This window comes from Sandarakinorhabdus cyanobacteriorum (genome assembly GCF_002251755.1).
Lineage (GTDB): Bacteria > Pseudomonadota > Alphaproteobacteria > Sphingomonadales > Sphingomonadaceae > Sandarakinorhabdus > Sandarakinorhabdus cyanobacteriorum.
The window spans coordinates 1-20,370 of record NZ_NOXT01000081.1 but is presented as its reverse complement, the minus strand read 5'-3'; the positions used below and the strand labels follow the sequence as shown (position 1 = coordinate 20,370).

15 protein-coding genes are annotated in these 20,370 nt (G+C 65.9%); 7 read left to right on the top strand and 8 right to left on the bottom strand.

Features of this window, described 5'->3' with window-relative positions:
• The 3 genes from CHU93_RS03695 to CHU93_RS03685 form a co-directional block, all read right to left on the bottom strand.
• The coding region (locus CHU93_RS03695; RefSeq protein WP_094472808.1) for a DUF2075 domain-containing protein at positions 1-1,922 on the bottom strand (1,922 nt) is incomplete at its 3' end.
• A gap of 89 nt (positions 1,923-2,011) precedes the next feature.
• Complete coding sequence (locus CHU93_RS03690; protein WP_243375175.1) at positions 2,012-5,119, bottom strand: TonB-dependent receptor domain-containing protein; 3,108 nt, start codon at positions 5,117-5,119, stop codon at positions 2,012-2,014.
• Positions 5,120-5,402: 283 nt separating this feature from the next.
• Positions 5,403-7,004: a phosphoenolpyruvate carboxykinase gene (locus tag CHU93_RS03685; protein ID WP_094472806.1), complete on the bottom strand. Its 1,602-nt coding sequence runs from the start codon at positions 7,002-7,004 to the stop codon at positions 5,403-5,405.
• A gap of 177 nt (positions 7,005-7,181) precedes the next feature.
• Here CHU93_RS03685 and CHU93_RS03680 point away from each other — a divergent pair, with 177 nt between their 5' ends.
• From CHU93_RS03680 to CHU93_RS03655, 6 genes are read left to right on the top strand one after another with little or no spacing between them, the layout of a single operon-like run.
• Positions 7,182-7,922 (top strand): response regulator transcription factor, encoded by a 741-nt coding sequence (locus CHU93_RS03680; RefSeq protein WP_086115516.1) that lies wholly within the window; start codon positions 7,182-7,184, stop codon positions 7,920-7,922.
• 16 nt (positions 7,923-7,938) lie between these two features.
• Complete coding sequence (locus CHU93_RS03675; protein WP_165768585.1) at positions 7,939-9,468, top strand: sensor histidine kinase; 1,530 nt, start codon at positions 7,939-7,941, stop codon at positions 9,466-9,468.
• On the top strand, positions 9,468-10,817 hold the full coding sequence (gene rapZ, locus CHU93_RS03670; protein WP_094472804.1) for an RNase adapter RapZ: 1,350 nt from the start codon (positions 9,468-9,470) through the stop codon (positions 10,815-10,817). The genes CHU93_RS03675 and rapZ overlap by 1 nt, the downstream gene beginning before the upstream one ends.
• On the top strand, positions 10,814-11,224 hold the full coding sequence (locus CHU93_RS03665) for a PTS sugar transporter subunit IIA (RefSeq protein WP_086115519.1): 411 nt from the start codon (positions 10,814-10,816) through the stop codon (positions 11,222-11,224). Before rapZ ends, CHU93_RS03665 begins: the two co-directional genes overlap by 4 nt.
• A complete protein-coding gene (locus CHU93_RS03660; protein WP_086115520.1) occupies positions 11,221-11,499 on the top strand; it encodes an HPr family phosphocarrier protein in 279 nt (92 codons plus the stop codon). The genes CHU93_RS03665 and CHU93_RS03660 overlap by 4 nt, the downstream gene beginning before the upstream one ends.
• 31 nt (positions 11,500-11,530) lie before the next feature.
• The gene (locus CHU93_RS03655) at positions 11,531-13,009 is read left to right on the top strand and encodes a M28 family peptidase (protein WP_094472803.1); all 1,479 of its coding nucleotides are present in this window, start codon (positions 11,531-11,533) and stop codon (positions 13,007-13,009) included.
• 12 nt (positions 13,010-13,021) lie between these two features.
• Here the strand turns inward: CHU93_RS03655 and CHU93_RS03650 are convergent, their stop codons facing one another.
• The 5 genes from CHU93_RS03650 to argH all read right to left on the bottom strand — a co-directional run bounded on the left by CHU93_RS03650 (position 13,022) and on the right by argH (position 19,513).
• Positions 13,022-15,190 (bottom strand): penicillin acylase family protein, encoded by a 2,169-nt coding sequence (locus CHU93_RS03650; RefSeq protein WP_207759207.1) that lies wholly within the window; start codon positions 15,188-15,190, stop codon positions 13,022-13,024.
• Between the two features lie 9 nt (positions 15,191-15,199).
• The gene (locus tag CHU93_RS03645; RefSeq protein WP_094472810.1) at positions 15,200-16,456 is read right to left on the bottom strand and encodes an MFS transporter; all 1,257 of its coding nucleotides are present in this window, start codon (positions 16,454-16,456) and stop codon (positions 15,200-15,202) included.
• 121 nt (positions 16,457-16,577) lie between these two features.
• On the bottom strand, positions 16,578-17,843 hold the full coding sequence (gene lysA / locus CHU93_RS03640) for a diaminopimelate decarboxylase (RefSeq protein WP_094472802.1): 1,266 nt from the start codon (positions 17,841-17,843) through the stop codon (positions 16,578-16,580).
• Between the two features lie 9 nt (positions 17,844-17,852).
• Entirely contained in the window at positions 17,853-18,089 is a 237-nt protein-coding gene (locus CHU93_RS03635) for a hypothetical protein (RefSeq protein WP_094472801.1), read from the bottom strand.
• Positions 18,086-19,513, bottom strand: coding sequence for an argininosuccinate lyase (gene argH / locus CHU93_RS03630; protein WP_423825889.1), 1,428 nt, complete (start codon positions 19,511-19,513; stop codon positions 18,086-18,088). The genes CHU93_RS03635 and argH overlap by 4 nt, the downstream gene beginning before the upstream one ends.
• Before the next feature lie 193 nt (positions 19,514-19,706).
• Here argH and CHU93_RS17460 point away from each other — a divergent pair, with 193 nt between their 5' ends.
• Positions 19,707-20,261 carry a TlpA family protein disulfide reductase gene (locus tag CHU93_RS17460; RefSeq protein WP_165768584.1) on the top strand — a complete coding sequence of 185 codons (555 nt, stop codon included), beginning with the start codon at positions 19,707-19,709 and terminating at the stop codon, positions 20,259-20,261.
• Positions 20,262-20,370 lie beyond the last annotated feature (109 nt).

Sequence of the window (20,370 nt, the reverse complement as noted above, 5' to 3'; positions counted from 1 at the left end):
TCCGGCGCGGTGCTCAGCTGAGTTAATGGAGGTGCCCAGATCACCATGCCCTGGCGCGCCCGGGTGAGCAGCACGCGATAGGCGTTCCTCACATAATCGGCACGGCCAAGCCCGGACTCGGTGGCACTGATCTGCTGCCATTTCGTGCCCTTGAACTGGCGGGCCTGCCAGCCGGTGGCGGTGCGCTGGAGATTGAGATCCCAGGCCACCCCGGTCCAGTCGAGCTCCAGGCCCTGCACGGCAAACTCGGTGGCGGCATCCTCCAGCGCGTTGGAGGCGCGGACATCGTCATTGCCGCCGAGGAACCAGTGGCAGACATCGAGCGGCGCCTTCACATGCAGGCCTTCGGGCTTCAGCCGCAGGGCGTTGGAACTGGCGAGCAGGCCGGCGCGCTCACCGGCGCGGCGCTGGCGGCGCAGCCACTGGCGGGCGGCGGCGAGATCGCGGGTGAAGTTGATGGGAAACTGGCCAGGGTCGGGCCGCAGTGACCGTGCGGCGGCGGGGTCTTCGCCCAGCAGTGCGGCGACAAAGGCGGACACGCGGTCTGCGCGGAAGGAGCGCACGGAGACGGCAAGGTGAAGGCCGGCATCAACCACGGCGCCACGCTGTTGCAGATGCCAGCGCAAGGCGCCGTCGAGCGGGCCGTCTTCGGCCACAAGATGTGGCGGCAGGAACAGCTGCCAATGGCGCAGATCGGCTTGCAAGGCGTGCAGCCATTCCGCCACGCCGGCTTCGCCGCGGTTGATTTCCTGGCCTTCGCCAATCAGGCAGACCACGACACACCAATCCGGTCGCCGGTCCATCACCGACAGCAGGAAGGCGGGTTCGGATTGGTCAAAACCGGGCTGGCCCTTCTTGCGGCGCATGAAGTCGCTGGTCATCGCGCGGTCCCAGGCGCGCTGGGCTTCGTCGAAGATCACCACATGTTCGGAGGGAAGGCGGTCAGCCGGCAGATATTCATCGCGGAAATGATGGACATTCTGGATGAAGGCGTTGGGCTCTCGCGCCTGCAGCAGGCGGGCTTCCGGCAGATCGGGTGTGCCATGCGCGCGCTTGCCATCGCGGCGCAGCGCTTCCTGCAGCACCTGCACCAGCGGGCCGTTGCCGGAGAGGAAGACGGAATGCTCGTCTGGGTGATCGGGATCACGCTGGCAGGCGAGGTTGAGGCCGGCCAGCGTCTTGCCGGCGCCTGGCACGCCGGTGACGAAGCAAATGGCCTTGCCGCCCTGGCGGCGCATACGGGCCACTACGTCGGCGATGGCGTTGGCGGTTTGCGTCAGGTTTTGCGCATCGGCGCCTGAGCGAGAAATCTCCTTCACATCATGTCCGGCATAGAGCGCCTCGGCCGCTTCGATGATGCTGGGGGTGGGGCGATAGGCGCCATTGGCCCAGGCATTGGCATCGATGGCGGCGCCATCGCCGCTGGCGAGCAGCCGCTGGACGGTGGGCAGCACATCGCCGGGGCTGAGGCAGATGGGATCATGCACCTTGTCGGCCGCCCAGAAGCCCAGGCCCAATTGTTGCGGCGGCGCGTCGCTGGCGATCAGGATGGGAACAATCGCCTTGTCGTGGCTGGAGACGTGGAAATTCTTCAGATCAAGCGCATAGGCATGCACCTGCTCGATGGCGTGGCGGGCAAAGCCGCGCTCGCCGAGCTTGTATTCGAGCACGAGGATCAATGGGCCAATCACCAGCACGGCATCGGCCCGCCGGCCCACGCGCGGAATGGCGAATTCCATGAAGACATGGCCGCCGGGGAGGGCGGCGGCAAGTTGCTGCAGATGGGTGATGGTGAAGCGCCAGGCCGCGATTTGGGACAGTTCCGCCGGGAATTGGGTCGCCTCGGCCAGATCGCCCAGCACACGATTGGGCGCCAGCTTGGCCATGATTTCGCTGTCTGCATCAAACCAGGCGCGTTTCATGCCGCCAGGCTGCCAGGGGTAGCGGTGGCTCGCAACGAAAAAGGGCGGCCCGCAGGGGTCGCCCTTTCGCGTTTGGGTTGGGGATCGCGTCAGAGTTTGGCGCGGATGCCGAGGAAGTAGAAGCGGCCCACGCCCGAGACCGGATAGGCCGAGGACGACAGATAGGGCGCAGCGTTGGTGAGATTGTTGATGCCGCCATAGACGCTGAACCGGTCATCAACAATGTCGACGTTGAAATTGACGTTGTGGATCCAGTAATCCGGCGCGAAACCGGCGGCACCAAATTGCGTATCGATGGTTTCGATCTGGATGGCGCCAGCCACGGCGGTGGACTGGATATACTGCACATTATAGCCAAAGCTGAATGCGCCACGGTTGTAGTTGATCGAGCCGACCCCCGACCATTCCGGCACCGACAATTCGCGCAGCGCCGGGTTGACGTTGTTGAGGTTGGTCGGATCGAAGAAGCGGTTGACCTGCTTGGTCCAGTTGCCGTTCAGGCCCAGGCTGAAATTATTCTCGTCCCACAGGGTGAAGCGGTAGTTCACCGAGAAATCGACACCGGCGGTTTCGATCTTGGCAAAGTTCAGCTGGGTTTGGTGCATCGTGCGGAAACCGAACAGATTGGGTTGGTTGGCCGCCGTGTTGCCCGGAGCCGTTGGTCCGATGCGATCGAACAGGCCGCAGAAGCTGTTGGGGAACTGGGTGTTGTCGTAGCAGGTGTCCACGATGTTCTGCGCTGTCAGCGCCTGGATCGCGTTGGTGATCTTGATCGAGTAATAATCCGCGCTGAGCGACAGGCCAGGCACAAAGCTTGGCTGAATCACCGTGCCCACCGTGAAGGTGGTGGCGGTTTCTTCCTGCAGATTGGGGTTGCCGCTGATGGTGCCGCCGAACCGGCCGGTCAGCGGATCGCTGTAGGTGGCCAGGAAGGTGGATGGATTGGCAATGCCCAGCGCCGTCGCGGCGGCAAGGCAGTTGGCGTTGCGGTTGGGATTGGCCGACCGCAGCGCCAGATCGCAGGGATCAGACGGGCGGAAGGTGGTGCCCTGCGCCGGATCGAACAATTCGGTGATGTTGGGCGCGCGGATCGCGCGGGCATAGGTGCCGCGGAACCTGATGTCCGTGATCGGGGCCCAGGTGCCGTTGACGTTCCAGGTGAAGGCGCCGCCGACGGTGGAATAATCGGCATAGCGGCCGGCAGCGCCCAGGCTGAGCTCGTGGAAGAAGGGCGTGTCCTTCAGGATCGGCAGCTTCACTTCGCCGAACACTTCCTTCACGTCGAAGCTGCCACCGGCATTGTTGGTGCGGTTGGTGGGATCGAAGATCAGCGACTGGTTGGTGGGTTCGACATCGCCAATGAAGCGGCCAACGATGTTGGCCGGGCCGGTTTGCGGAATGATGCCAAGAACGAGCGGATCAAAGGTGGAGCGGGACAGTTCCTTGCGATATTCCGCACCAAGGGCAAATTGCACGGCACCGCCCGGCAGGTTGAGGAAACCGCCGGTATCACCGGTGATCAGCGCGGTGAGCACCGTCTGCTCGAGGCGGAACCGGTTGGTGGTCGGCGCGGTGATCCAGTCGGCCGCAGCGGCGCTGATGCTGTTGGCACCGGCAAGGATGTTGGCCGGCACGCAGGTGCCGTCGCCGGGACGGAAGGTGAAGAAGCCAGGCGCGATCAGCGGGAAGGTTTCGGAGCCCGGGTGCGGCGTGGTGCTGCCGGTGGAGACGCGGCACACCGGTTGGCCATTGGGGCCACGCACCACATCGATGGCGGCGAACAGCCGATCATACAGGACGGCGTTTTCAAAGGTGGTGCTGTTGTCGGTGCGGCCCCAGTTGCCAACCAGTTCATAGTTGAGGTGCGGGGTGACCTCGCCGCGCACGCCGGCCACGATGCGATAGGTTTCGCGGCGCGCCCGGCTGATGCCATCGCCCAGATCGGTCATGTCGCGCGAGACACGCAGACCGCCGGCCGCATTGGCTTCGGCCTGCAGCGCGGCCGGGATGAACGGGTTGTCGGGCGTGATCAGCAGCGTGTCGTAAAAGCTGTTGTAGGCGCTGCGGCTGATCGCGCTGTTGCGGGTGTATTTGGCGTCGACGAACAGTTCCGCGGCCGGCGAGACTTCATAATTTCCACGGAAATTGAAGTAGATGCGTTCCGAACCAGGGATCAGCGACTGGGCGTTGACGCGTTCCGGGGCGCCATCGCCGCCAAACTGGTTCTGGCTGGTGGAGATGATGCCATCCTGGAAGATGCGCACGCCGCCGCCGGGCGTGGAGATATAGCAGCCGCCACCGCCAAAGCCGGTCCAGCCGACATAGGATTCGTTGCAATCGGCGATACCGTTGTTGTTGAGATCGGTGGTGAAGCGCGCGAAATCGGCGCGGAAGATCAGACCGGCATTGGACGAAATGCCAAACGCCGGCTGGGCCCCGATCACCAGGGTGGGGGCGCCAGCGGCGCGGGCGATCAGCGCCTGTTCGGCGGCGGTGAGGGTGACGCCGGGGAACAGGGTGGCGGCCTGCGCAGCCGTCGGGATCAGCGGGCCGAAGCTGATGCGGCTGGTGCGCGGGCCAGGACCGCCAACGCGATAATAATTGGCGAAGCTCGGCATCGTGGCGGCCACGATGTCACCCTTCTGGAAGCGCTTCAGCGGGTTGTTGTAGGTGGTGCTGTTGTTGCCGCGGCCATTGTTGGCGGTGAAGGGCCGGGCCGAGAACAGGATTTCCTCGTCCTTGGTGTAGCCGGCGGAGAAGGTGATGTTGCCGCGGCCATCGGCAAAATTGGTGCCCCAGGTGCCTTCAAGCCGATAGGTCTGGCTGTCGCCAAAATCGGAAATGCCGAATTGGGCATTCAGGTTGAGGCCCTGGAAATCCTTTTTCAGCACATAGTTGACGACGCCGGTGACGGCATCGGCGCCATAGACGGCCGAGGCGCCGCCGGTGAGCACATCGACGCGCTCGATGAGGGCGTTGGGGATGGTGGCGACGTCAACCGTCTGGCGTCCAGCCACGCCGGCAACATGGCGATAGCCGTCGACCAGCACCAGCGTGCGGTTGTCGCCCAACTGGCCCAGGTTCAGCGTGGCCTGGCCGACACCGCCGCCGCCGCGCTCGAGGAAATCGGCCACGGTGCCCGAGGCGAGCAGCGCCGGGATCTGGCGCAGGGTGGCGGTGGGATCGCTGTTGCCCAGCGCGCGCAGGGCCGCAGCATCAACCGTGGTGATCGGCGGCGGCGGCCTTTTCCTGGGCCTGCACCACGCTGGCCAGCGAGCCGGCCAGCACCGAACTGGCAAGCAGAAGCATCGTCTTGTTGAACACGGTCATTTGCCCCCTTTGTAATTCATCGACGCGCCGTTCTTGCCGGGGGCTGCGGGCGGTTCAACAGGGCAAATGCCGCAGGCGCGCGGCTTTTCGAACAAATCATTCATCATGTGGCGCATTGGCCACATGATGAATGATGCGAATTCGCGGCGTTCAGGCGGCCTTTGGTGCCGATTCGCGCACGCCCTGATCGACATGGGCTTCGAACTGGGCGAAGTTGGCGATGAACATGCCGACCAGCTTCTTCGCCTGCGCGTCATAGGCGGCCTTGTCGGCCCAGGTGTCGCGCGGGTTGAGGATGGTGGGATCAACGCCCGGCACGCTCACCGGCACGGCAAAACCGAAATTCTCATCGATGCGGAATTCGGCGCTGTTCAGGCTGCCATCCAGCGCAGCGTTGAGCAGGGCGCGGGTGGCCTTGATCGGCATGCGGTGGCCACCGGCCGTCGCGCTGCCGCCGGTCCAGCCGGTGTTGACCAGCCAAACATCGACATTGCCCTTGCCGATGCGTTCCTTCAGCAGATTGCCATAGACCGACGGGTGGCGCGGCATGAAGGGCGCGCCAAAGCAGGTGGAGAAGGTGGCATCGGGTTCGGTGACGCCGATTTCGGTCCCGGCGACGCGGGCGGTGTAGCCCGAGAGGAAATGGTACATGGCCTGATCCGCCGTCAGCTTGGCAATCGGCGGCAGGATGCCGAAGGCGTCGGCGGTGAGCATGATGATGTTGCGCGGCACCGGGCCCATATTGTCGGCCGAGGCGTTGGGAATGAACTCGATCGGATAGGAGCCGCGGCTGTTTTCCGCGAGGCTGTTGTCATCAAGGTCGATCTTGCGGGTGACCGGATCGATGACGACATTTTCCAGCACCGTGCCAAAACGGCGGGTGGTGGCATAGATTTCCGGCTCGGCATCGGCCGAGAGGCGGATCATCTTGGCATAGCAGCCGCCTTCGAAATTGAAGACCGCCGTGTCGGACCAGCCATGTTCATCATCGCCGATCAGCGTGCGGCTGGCATCGGCCGACAGCGTTGTCTTGCCGGTGCCGGACAGGCCGAAGAAGATGGCGGTATCGCCGTTGGGGCCGATGTTGGCGGAGCAGTGCATCGGCATCACGCCGGTTTGCGGCAGCAGATAGTTGAGGATGGAGAAAACCGACTTCTTCATTTCGCCGGCATAGGCAGTGCCGCCGATCAGCACGGTCTTGCCTTCGAAATCGACCGCCACCACGGTTTCGCTGCGGCAGCCGTGGCGGGCCGGATCGGCCTTGAAGCTGGGCAGATCGATGATGGTGTATTCGGCCACGAAATCGGCCAGATCAGCCAGTTCAGGGCGCACCAGCAGAGTGCGGATGAACAGGCTGTGCCAGGCATATTCGGTGATGACACGCACCTTGACCCGGTGTTCGGGCTGGCTGCCGCCATAGAGATCCTGCACGAACAGATCGGCCTTGCCCTTCAGCGCCGTCTGGAAATCGGCCTTGATGGCAGCGAACTGTTCGGGCGTGATGCTCTTGTTCTTGTCCCACCAGATGGTGCCCTCGGTGGCGGCATCGCGCACGATGAACTTGTCGTTGGCGGAACGGCCGGTGTGCTTGCCGGTTTTCACCACCAGCGCGCCATGTTCCGACAGCAGGCCTTCGCCGCGCTGCACGGCCAGTTCGACCAGGGCGCCGGTGAGCAGATTCCAGTGCAGGTTGGCAGGCGTTTCATAGCCCTGGGCAGCAAGGCTGTGGCTGGAAATCACGGTCGACGGCACGGCAGTTCTCCTTGATCAGGGCCCCCACAGCCCCACCCCCGGTTCTGGGCAGCGGCATAACCCACGCATACGTATTCGTCAAAAGTCCCGATGCCTTCCTTTCGGACAGGGCAGCCATGCAACGGACGGGGGAGCACCCCTTGCCAGCGGCCCGTGCGCGTTCCACATAGGCGGACGATGGACAGCACCGCGCCGCCCGCCCCGACGATCGCCCTGGTGGATGATGACCGCAACATCCTCACCTCGGTGTCGATTGCGCTTCAGGCCGAGGGCTTTGCCGTGCGGCTTTATTCCGATGGCGACAGCGCGTTGAAGGCGCTGCTCGAGAATCAGCCCGATCTGGTGGTGCTGGACATCAAGATGCCGCGCATGGACGGGATGGAGGTGCTGCGCCGCCTGCGCGAGAAGGTGCAGGTGCCGGTGATCTTCCTGACCAGCAAGGACACCGAGATCGACGAGGCGCTGGGCCTGGCCATGGGCGCCGACGATTATATCGGCAAGCCGTTCAGCCAGCGCCTGCTGATCGAACGCATCCGTGCCGTATTGCGCCGCACCGCCAACCGCCGCGCCGCCGAGGAACAATCCGATCAGCCGGCTGCCGAGCCCATCGTGCGCGGGCGGCTGACCATGGATCCGGCCCGGCACCGCGTGTTCTGGGATGGCGGCGACGGCCGGCGCGGCGACGTGGCGTTGACGGTGACCGAGTTCATGATTCTGGAAACGCTGGCCAGCCGGCCCGGCTTCGTCAAATCGCGTGACCAGCTGATGGATGCGGCCTATTCCCACGACGTCTATGTCGATGATCGCACCATCGACAGCCATATCAAGCGGCTGCGCAAGAAATTCCGGGTGGTTGACCATCAGTTCAAGGCGATCGAGACGCTGTATGGCGTCGGTTACCGTTTCAACGAGGAATAGCCGCGCCGAGGAAGCGGTGCAGGAATGGCGCCGCAACCTGGGCTTTGGCAGCTTGCGGGCCCGCATCTTTGCGGTGAACGTGGTGGCGGTGATCGTGCTGGCGATCATGCTGCTCTATCTCGACAATGTGCGATACCGGCTGCTGGCCGAACGCAGCGACGCGCTGGCCAATGAGGCGATGGCCGTGGCGCAGTTGCTGGATGACCGGCCCAGCGGCCAGCGCGGCTCGGCACTGGCCAGAATGGGGCTGGCGCGTGGCGCGCGGCTGCGCCTGTACGGCGAGGACGGCGCCCGCCTGGCCGACAATTGGCAGAGCCCGCGAAACCCCCGCTTCGTGGTGGAAGACCCGACCGCCTATGGCTGGCGCCGGGCGGCGGCCAAGACCATCGATCGGGTGCTGGATGCGGTTCTGGGTTTTCGCGACCTGCCGGCCTATGCCGAGCCGGCCGTGGACCGCGCCGCCATTTGGCCGGAAATCGCCCGCGCCGTGCGGCAGGGCGCGCCCGTCACCGATCTGCGGCGCGCGCGGGATGGCACCTTGATCGTTTCGGCTGCGGCGCCGCTGGCCGGTGGCCAGGCGGTGCTGCTGATCGATTCGGCCGAAGATCTGGCCGAGCTGTTGCGGCGGGAGCGTCTGACGTCGGGCTGGTTGCTGCTGTCGGTCACCGCGCTCACCTTGTTCCTGTCGGTGTTTCTGGCCCGTACCATCGTGCGGCCGTTGCGCCTGCTGGCGGTGGCCGCACACCGGGTGCGGTTGGGTCGCCGCCGCGAGGTGGTGGTGCCGCGCCTGCCCGATCGGCGCGACGAGATCGGCGCACTGGCCCGCGCCATTTCCGACATGTCGATTGCGCTGCGCGGCCAGATTGACGCGACCGAAAGCTTTGCCGCCGATGTGGCGCACGAGTTGAAAAACCCCCTCGCATCCCTGCGATCGGCGGTGGAGGTGCTGGAACGGGTGGATCAGCCCGATTTGCGCAGCCAGTTGCTGGCGGTGATCCGCGATGATGTTGCCCGCATTGATCGGCTGATCACCGACATTGCCGATGCCAGCCGGCTTGATGCCGAACTGTCGCGCACCGGGTTCCAGCCGGTTGATCTGGCGCGGCTGTGCAGCGGCCTGGTGAAGGCCTATGCCATTGCCGGCCTGCCGCGCGGCGTGACGGTGGAACTGGATCCGCCGCCCCGCGCCGGGTTGCCGGCCATCGAAGGGGATGCCGGCCGGCTTGCCCAGGTGCTGCGCAATCTGATCGACAATGCCATCAGCTTTTCGCCCGCTGGCGGGCGGGTGACACTGGGGCTGGTGCGGGCCGGTGACGCGGTGGAGGTGACGGTGGCCGACGAAGGGCCCGGCGTTCCACCCGCTAACCGGGCTGATATCTTCCGGCGATTTTATTCCGAGCGTCCGGCCAACGAGGATTTTGGCCGCCATTCCGGCCTGGGCCTGTCCATCGCCGGGGCCATCGTGGCTGCGCATGGGGGCAGCATCAGGGTGGATGACGCCCCCGCCGGTGGTGCCCTGTTCCGCGTTGGACTGCCGGTGGCCTGATGACAGCAGCGCCCACGATCCACGCCACGGCGGTGGCCCGCGATGGCCGTGCCGTGCTGCTGCTGGGCCCGGCTGGCAGCGGAAAATCGGATCTGGCGCTGCGGCTGGTGGCCGCCGGCTGGCAACTGGTGGCCGACGATCGTGTGGTGCTGACCCGCGAGGGCGAGCGGCTGCTTGCCAGTGCCCCGGCGCGGCTGGCCGGCCTGATCGAAGTGCGCGGCGTTGGCATCGTGCCGGAACCGACCCACGGCGCCATGGTGGCGCTGGCGCTTGATCTTGGCCGGGCGCCGGCCCGGCTGCCGGAGGCGGACTGGATCGGCTTTCACGGTGTGTCGGTGCCGCTGTTCGGCTTCGATCCCTTTGGCGAATCGGCGGTGGAACGCGCGGGCCGGGCCTTGGCAAATCATGGCCTTGGTGGCAGCATTTTGCCGGTGCAACCGATATTGATCGTCACGGGCCTGTCGGGCGCCGGCAAATCAACCGTGCTGAAAGCGCTGGAAGATGCCGGGCACGAAGTGGTCGACAATCTGCCCTTGAGCCTGCTGGATGGCCTGCTGGCCGCCGCAGCGCCGCGGCCGATCGCGCTGGGGCTGGACAGCCGCACCCGTGCCTTTGACGCCAAGGCGCTGGGCGCGCGGGTCGCAGCGCTGCGCGATGCCGGGCGCGACGTGCGGCTGTTGTATCTGGAATGCGCCGATGATGTGCTGATCCGGCGCTTTTCCGAAACCCGGCGGCGCCACCCACTGGCCCTCGACCGGCCGGCAATTGATGGCATCAGGGCCGAACGCGACCTGCTGGGCGGATTGAAGCGCAGCGCCGACCTCGTGATCGATTCCAGCGATCTTTCGGTGACGGAGCTGCGCGTCAAGGTGACGGAACGGTTTGGCGGCGGCTTTTCGCCGGGGCTGACGGTGACGATGATGAGCTTTGGCTTTGCCGCGGGCCTGCCGCGCGAGGCCGACCTGGTGTTCGACATGCGCTTTCTGGCCAATCCGCACTGGGATGCGGCGCTGCGGCCGCTGACAGGCGAGGATGCTGCGGTGGCCGAATATGTGGCCGCCGATCCTCTGTATGCCGGCACGTTGGACCGGATCGACGATCTGATCCGCAGCCTGCTGCCCGGTTATGCGCGGGAGGGGAAATCCTATCTCACCATTGCCATCGGCTGCACCGGCGGCCGGCACCGCAGCGTGGCCGTGGCGCGGGCGCTGGCAGCGCGCCTTGCCGATGCCGGGCAAACCGTGGCGCTGGTGCACCGGGATATCGCAAAACAGGCAGGTGATGCGGCGGTGGTGGCAGGCGCCCCATTGACAGACTCGGGCAAAGCGGGTGAGGCCAGCAACCGATGATCGGGTTGGTATTGGTGACGCACGGCAATCTTGCCGTGGAGTTCAAGGCGGCGATGGAACATGTCGTCGGCCCACAGCCGTGCGTGGAAACCATCTGTATTGCAGCCGAGGATGACATGGAGCTGCGGCGTGCCGACATCGCCGCGGCGGTGAAGGCCTGCAACAGCGAAAGCGGCAATCGCGGCGTCATCATCCTGACAGACATGTTCGGTGGTACGCCTTCGAACCTTGCCATCTCGTTGCTGGGCCCCCAGGTGGAGGTGATCGCCGGGGTGAACCTGCCGATGCTGATCAAGCTGGCCAGCGTGCGCAAGACCGCCAATGTGGAAGCCGCGGTGCAGGCAGCGCAGGATGCCGGGCGCAAATATATCGCGGTGGCCAGCCGCATGCTGGGCGAAGCGGCTTGAGCGGGGCGGCCGGACCGGTTCGGGTTCCGATCACCAACCGGCGCGGCCTGCACGCACGGGCCAGCGCCAAGTTCGTCACCCTGGCCTCCAGCTTTGATGCCGAGGTGGTGGTGAGCCACGACGGATCGGAGGTGACCGGCACCTCGATCATGGGCCTGATGATGCTTGCGGCTGCGATGGGCGATGAAATCGACATCCGCGCCACCGGCGCCCAGGCCGAAGAGGCGGTGGCCAAGCTGGCCGGCCTGGTGCTGGACAAGTTTGGCGAGGATTGAGTTTCGCGCGCCGCCGGTCTCTACTGCCGCGATGCGCCATTTCCTGCTGCTCTTTGCCCTGATTGCCACGCCCTTGCTCGCCAAGCCGGACGCCGACACGCGCACTTGGGCGGCCCGCACAGCTGAATTGTCGAGCGATGCCATGGAGGGCCGCGATGCCGGCAGCCCCGGCCACGCCCGCGCCATCGATCTGGTGGAACGCTGGTTCAAGGCGGCGAAGCTGCAACCGGCGGGGACGGGCGGCACATTTCGCCAGACGGTGCCGCTGCATGAAGTGGCGGTGACAGCGGCGACGATGCGGGTGGTGCAGCCCGATGGCAGCGTAGTGCCGCTGCGCTTCCTGCACGAGATCACCCCGCGCGCCGCCACCGATCTGCCGGCGACCCTGGCGGGGCCGATGCGCTTTGCCGGCTATTGCAGCAAGGCTGAGGCCGGGCCGGAGCTCAAGGGCAAGATCGCCATCTGTTTCGGCAGCCGCCGTGCCGGGCGGGCGGGCGCAGCCGAACGGATGGCAGCGGTGGCAGCGGCGGGTGCGACCGCCATGCTGATGATCGATGATGTCGGCTTCACCATCGAGCCTCCGCGTTGGCCCGATGCCTATGCCCGCAGCGTGGCGCATGATGGCGCGGCCCTGCCAAGCGGCCTGCCGCTGTTCCGTGTCAACGGCACGGCGCTGGCCGCGCTGATCGCGGGCACCGGGCGGCTGGCATCGACGATCCTCACCGAAGGCACTTATCATCGCGATCTGGACAGTTTCGACGTGCCCGGCCGGTTTGAAGCCAGCCTGAGCATTGCGACCCGGCGCTTTGCATCCGAACAGCTGATCGCGCGTCTGCCCGGCACCGACAAGAGCAAAGCCGGTGAGGCGTTGCTGCTTGGCGCCCATATCGATGGCTATGGCTTTGGCGAGCCGGTGAACGGCGACAGGCTGTACAATGGCGCCCTGGATGACGCGGCCTATGTGGCGCTGCTGGCGCAATTGGCAGAGCGGCGGAAGGGCAAGGGCTATGCCCGGCAGATCCTGTTTGCGGTGTGGACGGCGGAGGAGAAGGGCCTGCTTGGCGCGCGCTGGTGGTTGCAGCACCCCACCGTACCCAAGGAGCAGGTGGCCGGCGTCATCAATCTCGATCAGCTGCGGCCGCTGTTCCCGCTGAGGGCGCTGACCCTGCACGGGCTGGGGCAGAACAGCTTGGCCGACACGGCGAAATCGGTGGCGGAGAGCCTGAAGATCCAGGTGCGCCGCGATCAGGAGCCCGAACGCAACCTGATCCGGCGGGTCGATTCATGGCCGTTCATGGAGGCAGGCATCCCGGCGGTGAACTTCATCTTCGCCTATGACCCGCGCACGGAGGAGGAACGGATTTACCGGGACTGGTACCAGCGCCGTTATCACCGTCCGCAGGATGACATGACGACGCCGCTGGACGTTGATGCGGCGCGCGATTTCAACCGGTTTTTCTATGCGCTGGTGGAGCGGGTGGCCAATGATCCGGTGCCGCCGGCCAAGTGAGTGCGGTTGGCCTCACTCCCCCGGCCGGTAGCTCTTCTCCACATGCCCCTGCAACTGCGCGTCGGTGAAATAGACGGGACGGAAATTGTGGGTGGCGTAGCGTTCGGCCTGGTCGCGGAAGTGGGGGCTGGCGGGGTTGCTATTGATGCCGCCGGCGTGGACGGCGCGGGCTTCTGGCCCGTCCTTGCCGAAGCGGACGACGGCGACAAAGCTGTTGCCATAGCTGCCATACCAGCGCTTCGTTCCGGCCTCCGGCCTTGAACCAAAGCTGGCGAGGCTGCCCCAGTTGCCGCTGGCAAACGGCACTGCAACGGACGGCAGCTTGTCGTCATAGGACTGCACGATATTGCCGGTGAGGCGCTGAAAGCGGTTGATGTGGCCCCAGGGCACATCCCAGCCGCCGAAATCGCCGGCGAGGCGGGCGACGGCGGCATCGAGCGCGGCAAGCCGGGCGGCATCCGGCACCTTGGGGCCGGCGAGATAGGGCACGATCGCTTCCTCATCCAGCCGCGCGACCGGGCCGAAGCGCCTGATCATCTCGTCGCCCCAGAACACCGCGAGGCTGGTGGCGGTGGAGGCAGCGCCGGTGCGATAATCCCAGGCCTTCAGCGTGGCGATCGGGGCGGCCAGCCGATCCTTTTGCGCGTCGGCAGGCAGCGCATCCCAGGCCTTCACTAGGCCAGGGATCGTGTCGGCAAAGCCCTGCAGGAAGGGATCATAGGCGGTGGCGATCAGGCCATCGAGATCGAACTTGCGGTCCCCGCTCAAGAGACGCAGCGCGTTGGGACCGCGCGGATTTTCGCCGGCCGAATCCATATAGGTCGGGAAGGCCGCCTGTTTCGGGCTGTCGGGCCCAGCCGCCGTCCACGGCCAGTTGTTGACGTTGAAGACAAAGCCGGATTTCGGATTGGCCACTGACGGCAGCTGGTCAAGGCTGTGTTCCCCCTGCCAGTCGGTGGCCGGATCGCTGCCGTCGACCGGCTTTTTCCAGTCAAAGCGATTGTCGCGGATCGGCACGAACTGTGGGTGGAGATAGGCGATCTCGCCCTTGTCGCTGGCAAACAGCGTCGCGTTCGACGAATTGGCCCGGCGCGAGGCGACCTTGAGATAGGATGCCAGATCGCTTGTCTTGGTGCGCAGGAAGCTTTGTTCCAGCGCCGCGACCGGCCGGTGCATCAGGGCGATGGCAATCCACTTCCCGTTCTCGCTGCGGATCACCGGGCCGTGGTGCGAGCGCCAGGTGGTGAACACCCGCGTCTTCATGCTGCCATCGGCGGCCTTGTAGGGGATGGTGATGGTCTTTTCGGCCAGCGGTCTCCAGCTGGTGCCGTGCAGATAATGCCAACGACCATTCTTCTTTTCGACGGTCAGGGCGAATTCGTCGATATTGTCGACGCCGGAGCTGGTGTGCATCCAGCCGACATGGCGGTTGAAGCCCTGATAAACGAAGAACTGGCCCCAGGTGCTGGCGCCATAGGCATCAAGGCCCTCGTCGCTTTCCACCTTGGCTTCGGAGCGGAAATAGAAGCTGGTGTGCGGATTGATCAGCAGCAGCGCATCGCCACCGGTGCTGCGGCTGGGGGCCAGCGCCATGCCGTTGGAGCCGGCGGGTTCGGCCAGCTCGGTGCCAAGCTCGAGTGCGGACAGCTTGGGCGCCTGGCCGGTGTAGAAGGCCTCCAGCCGGCCGAGGTTGATGCTTTCGATGTCACCGCCGATGCTGCCTTCGGAGAAGGACAGCGCCATCCAGGGTTCGAAATGGGTGATGACTCGCGGTTTCACCTGGGGATGCGTCGCCAGATAATGGTTCAGCGCATCGGCCCAGGCGGTGCACAACGTCTTCAGCCAGCCGGGCGCGGTCTTGTATTGCGCCTGCAGTTCGGCCGGATCGATGAACAGCTTCATCCGCAGGTCGCGCCAGATAGCGCTTTCGCCCTCGGCCTCGGCCAGCCGGCCCATCGCGTTGATGAAATTGGTCTCGACCCGGTTGAAATCATCCTCCGCCTGGGCGTGGATCATGCCGAACACGGCGTCGGCATCGGTCTTGCCCTTGATGTGCGGGATGCCGAAATCATCGCGGGTGATGGTGACGGCGGCGCGGCGCGCGGCCCAGCGATCGGTTTCGGGTGAGGCCAGCGCCGGAACAGCGAGGGCCGTGGCGAGGAGCAGGGTGCGGATCATCATCCGCCAAGGCTACTCGTGCGCTGCCCCCTTGGGCAAGAGCGCCAAGCCTATCACTGACATCAGCGCGGCGCCGCCGAGATACCAGCCGACCGCGCCAATGCCATATTGGGCGGTGAGCGCCTGGCCGATCACCGGGGTGAGGCCGCCGCCGATGATGCCGCCCAGGTTGAAGGCAACGCTGGCCCCGGTGTAGCGCACCCGCGCCGGGAACAGGCCGGGCAGGAAGGCACCCAGCGGGCCATAAACAAAACCCATGACAAACAGGCTGAGCGACAGGAAGGCAAAGACGCCGGCGGTGCCGCCCTGCATCAGCGGGCCCATGGCGGCCCCCACGGCAATGGTGGCAAGGCTGCCCAGAATGAGCACCCTGGCCGGGCTGGTGCGATCACTGAGCCATCCGGCGGCGATGATGCCGACAGCGAGGAACAGGATGGCGCCCAGTTGCAGTTGCAGGAAATCGCCGCGGGCATAGCCCAGTTGCGTGGTGCCAAAGCCCAGGGCGAAGGCGGTGGCGATATAGAAGATGGCAAAGCAGGTGACGGCCGCCGCCACGCCGCAAATGGTTTCGCGGCCGTGGTGGCGCACCAGTTCGGCGAGCGGCACGGCCGGCGGCTTTTCATGGGCGAGCATGGCGGCAAAGGCCGGGGTTTCCAGGATGGTCAGCCGCACCCACAGGCCGATGCCGACCAGCAGGATCGATCCGGCAAACGGCAACCGCCAGCCCCATTCGAGGAACTGGCCGTCATCCAGCCACAGGCCCAGGGCGAGGAACAGGCCATTGGCGGCGATGAAGCCCACCGGCGCGCCCAGTTGCGGGAACATGCCATAACGCGCGCGCCAGCCCGGCGGCGCGTTTTCCACCGCCAGCAGCGCCGCACCGCCCCATTCGCCGCCCAGGCCAAAGCCCTGACCAAAACGCAGCAGGCACAAGATTGCTGGGGCAGCGACGCCGATGGCGGCATAGGGCGGCAGGAAGGTGATGGCGAAGGTGGAGCCGCCCATCAGCAGCAGCGAGGCCACCAACGTGGATTTGCGGCCCAGCCGGTCACCATAATGGCCGAACACCAGCGCACCGATCGGCCGGGCGATGAAGGCGACGGCAAAGCTGGCGAAGCTCAGGAGCAATTGCGCCTGGGCGTGTTCGGACGGGAAGAACAGCGGCCCGAACACCAGCGCGGCGGCGGTGGCATAGATGTAGAAATCATAGAATTCGACCGCCGTGCCGACGAGGCTGGCGGCGAGGATGCGGCTGGCGGGGGCGGTCATGCCGAGCCCCTCCGTCGCCTGCGGCGCCACCTCCCCAAACAAGTTTGGGGAGGAACTGGGTAGCATGATCCTCCCCAAACTTGTTTGGGGAGGTGCCGAGCAACGCGAGGCGGAGGGGCGTTCAGAGCCACGGGGCCTTGGCATCCAGCGCCAGCATGGCCGCAGGCTGGTTGCGTTGGGAGACGATGGCCCATTCGGCGCCCTTCACCATCACTTCCGGCACCAGCGGCCGCGAGTTGTAGGTGCTGGCCATGGTGGCACCATAGGCGCCGGCGGTCATGAAGGCGACGAGATCACCGGCGGCCACATCCTCCATCTCGCGGTCTTCGGCGAAGGTGTCGCCGGTTTCGCAGATCGGGCCCACCACGGTCGCCCTGGTGCGCGCCGTCTTGGGGTGGACGGCCAGGATGTCGTGCCAGGCGTTGTAGAGCGAGGGGCGCAAGAGATCGTTCATCGCGGCATCGACCACGATGAAATGCTTGGATGCGCCTTCCTTGGTGAGGATGACTTCTGAAACCAGCACGCCGGCGTTGCCAACGATCATGCGGCCGGGTTCGAACATCAGCCGCCAAGGCCAGCCTTCGGTGGCGCGCGCCACCATGGCGGCATAATCGGCCGGGCTGGGCGGCGGCGCCTGATCGCGGCGATAGGGCACGCCCAGCCCGCCGCCAACATCGATGCGCTTGATCTGGTGGCCGGCGGCTTCGAGCTGGCGGGCGAGATCGCCCAGCTTGCGGATGGCATCTTCCACCGGTTCCAGCTTGGTCAGCTGGCTGCCGATGTGGGCGGCGAGGCCGACGGGCCGCAGGTTGGGATGGGCAGCAGCCTGGGCAAAGGCGGCCGGCAGCCGTTCCCACGGGATGCCGAACTTGGCATCGGCGCCACCGGTGCTGATCTTGCCGTGCGTCTTGGGGTCCACCGCCGGGTTGATGCGGATGGCGATTTCGACCGTGGCGCCTTTCGCGGCTGCCACTTCGGCCAGCATGTCGATCTCGGCTTCGGATTCGACATTGAACTGCAGGATGCCGGCCTCAACCCCGGCAGCCAGTTCGGCGCGGGTCTTGCCCACGCCCGAAAACACGATGCGGCTGGCCGGCATGCCGGCGGCCAGCGCACGGGCGAGTTCGCCGCCCGACACGACATCGGCGCCGGCGCCCAGCCGCGCCAGCGTGGCCAGCACGGCGAGGTTGGGATTGGCCTTCACGGCAAAGGCGACCAGCGGATTGCCATCGCCCAGGCCGGCCACGGCATCACGGAACACGGTGAAGTGCCGCTCCATCGTGGCGCTGCTGTAGCAATAGAAGGGCGTGCCCACCTGTTTGGCCAGCGCCGCCAGGTTCACATCCTCGGCGTGCATCACGCCGTCCCGGATCTGGAAATGGTCCATGGCTTGGCCTTACTTGGGTGGGGGCAGATTGAACGGATCGTTGCCGCGTTCGGGCAGCGGGCCCTGGTTGTCGTCCACGCGCTGCGGCACCGCTTGTGGATCAAGCTTCAGCATTTCCTGCGGCTTGGAGGCGCGCACCTGGGTTTCGCCGCGTTGCGGCGCGGGCCGGCCGGCCTTGGGCTCCAGCGCGCCCTGCTTGCCGCAACCGGCCAGCAGCAACGCCGCGATGAGGAGCGCCCGCCTCACAGCCGGGCCCGCGCCGCCGCAATCGCAGCGCGCACATTGGCCGGCGCCGTGCCGCCAAAGCTGGTGCGGCTGGCAACGCTGGCTTCCACCGACAGCACATCGCGCACCGCCCTGGTGATGCGGGCATCGATGGCCTTCAACTCGGCATCGGTCAGGCCATTGAGATCGGTGCCCTTCGCTTCGGCGGCCTTTACGCACTTGCCGGTGATCTCGTGCGCTTCGCGGAACGGCACATTGGCCACCCGCACCAGCCAGTCGGCCAGATCGGTGGCGGTGGAAAAGCCCGAATTGGCCGCGGCGCGCATCTTGGCCTTGTTGAAGGTCAGCGTCTCCACCATGCCGGTCATGCTGGCGAGACACAGGCCCAGATCATCGAACGCGGCAAACACGGTGGACTTGTCGTCCTGCATGTCCTTGGAATAGGCGAGCGGCAGGCCTTTCATCACCACCGACAGGCGGGTGAAGGCGGCGAGGAATTCGCCGGCCTTGGCGCGCACCAGTTCGGCGGCATCGGGGTTGCGCTTTTGCGGCATGATGCTGCTGCCGGTGGACCAGGCATCGGGCAGGGTGATGAAGCCATAGGGCTGGCTGGCCCAGATGATGATTTCCTCGGCCAGGCGCGAAAGGTGCAGGCCGGTCATGTGGGTCGCGCTGAGATATTCCAGAGCGAAATCGCGATCCGACACTGAGTCCAGGCTGTTGCGCGTGGGGCCCTTGGCAAAGCCCAGCGCGGCGGCCGTCATCTGGCGATCGATCGGGAAGCTGGTGCCGGCCAGTGCGGCGGCGCCCAGCGGGCATTCGTCCATCCGGGCCTTGGCATCGGCAAAGCGGCTGCGATCACGGCTGAGCATTTCGACATAGGCCATCAGATGGTGGCCCAGCGTCACCGGCTGCGCCACCTGCAGATGGGTGAAGCCGGGCATGATGGTGTCGGCATGCTCCTCGGCGCGCTTCAACAGGGCACCGATCAGGGCCTTCAGCGCGGCATCGGCTTCGTCGCAGGCGGCCTTGACCCAAAGGCGGAAATCCACCGCCACCTGGTCGTTGCGGCTGCGCGCGGTGTGCAGCCGGCCGGCAGCGGGGCCGATGATTTCCTTCAGACGGGTTTCGACATGGAGGTGGATATCCTCCAGCGCGAGATTCTCGACCAGCTTGCCGTCGGCATATTCCTGGGCGATCTGCTGCAGCCCCTTGTCGATCGCGGCGACGTCTTCGGCGGAAATGATGCCCTGCTTGCCCAGCATGGCGACATGGGCGCGGCTGCCCTGGATATCCTGGCGCCACAGCCGCTTGTCCACGCCGATGGAGGCGTTGATCTGCTGCATGATCGCCGACGGGCCACCGCCGAAGCGGCCGCCCCACAGGCTGTTGGCCGCCGGCGCGCCGGCCGGGGTGGCAGCCATGGTTTCATCCACATTGGTCATGGTGGTCGCCGATAGGGCATTGCCGCCCAGCCCGCAACCAACCGCGCCGCCCATCGCTGCCAGTTTCAACGCATCCCGCCGCGAGACTGTCATGCCCCTGCCCCTTCTTCTGCCTTGGGATGCAGTGCCACAGCCGCTTGCCGCCCGCCACTGGGCTGTTTATCCGGGCGGTGACCTATCGAGGATTGAACCGATGCGCACCCTCCTGCCGCTTGCTGCCGCCCTCATGCTCGCCGCCTGCAACCAGGCCCAGCCCGCCGCGACGGACGCACCGGCCCAGGCGGCCACGCCGGCCAAGCCCAAGGAGGTGCCGATCAACACCATCGACCGCAGCCACGCCGGCGAACCCGGCCCGGCCGCCGTGACCTGGGAAATGAAGGGCGGCACCAAGCAGAAGCTGGCCGATCACCAGGGCATGAAGATGCTGGTCAACCTGTGGGCGACCTGGTGCGCGCCGTGCATCGCCGAGATGCCGGCGCTCGACAAGCTGGCCGGCGAGGTGCCGGTGATGGTGCTGCCGATTTCGCAGGACATGGAAGGCTGGCAGGCGGTGGACAAGTTCTGGGGCAAGAACAAGTTCCAGAACATCGAGACCGGGCTGGACCAGCCGGGCAGCTTTGCCGAGGCAGTGAAGGCGCGCGGGCTGCCGGTGACGATCCTTTATGACGAGAACGGCAAGGAGATCTGGCGGGTGTCGGGCACGCTGGACTGGGGGTCTGCTGAGGTGCGCAAGGCGATTGTGGGGTGAGGATGCGCTCCCATCCCGCTTGCGGGAGGGGTTGGGGGTGTGGCTGAGTCTGGGGTGTCTGGTTTCGCCCTGATTGTGTTGAAAAACCCGGCGCTGAGACAGGCGCTGG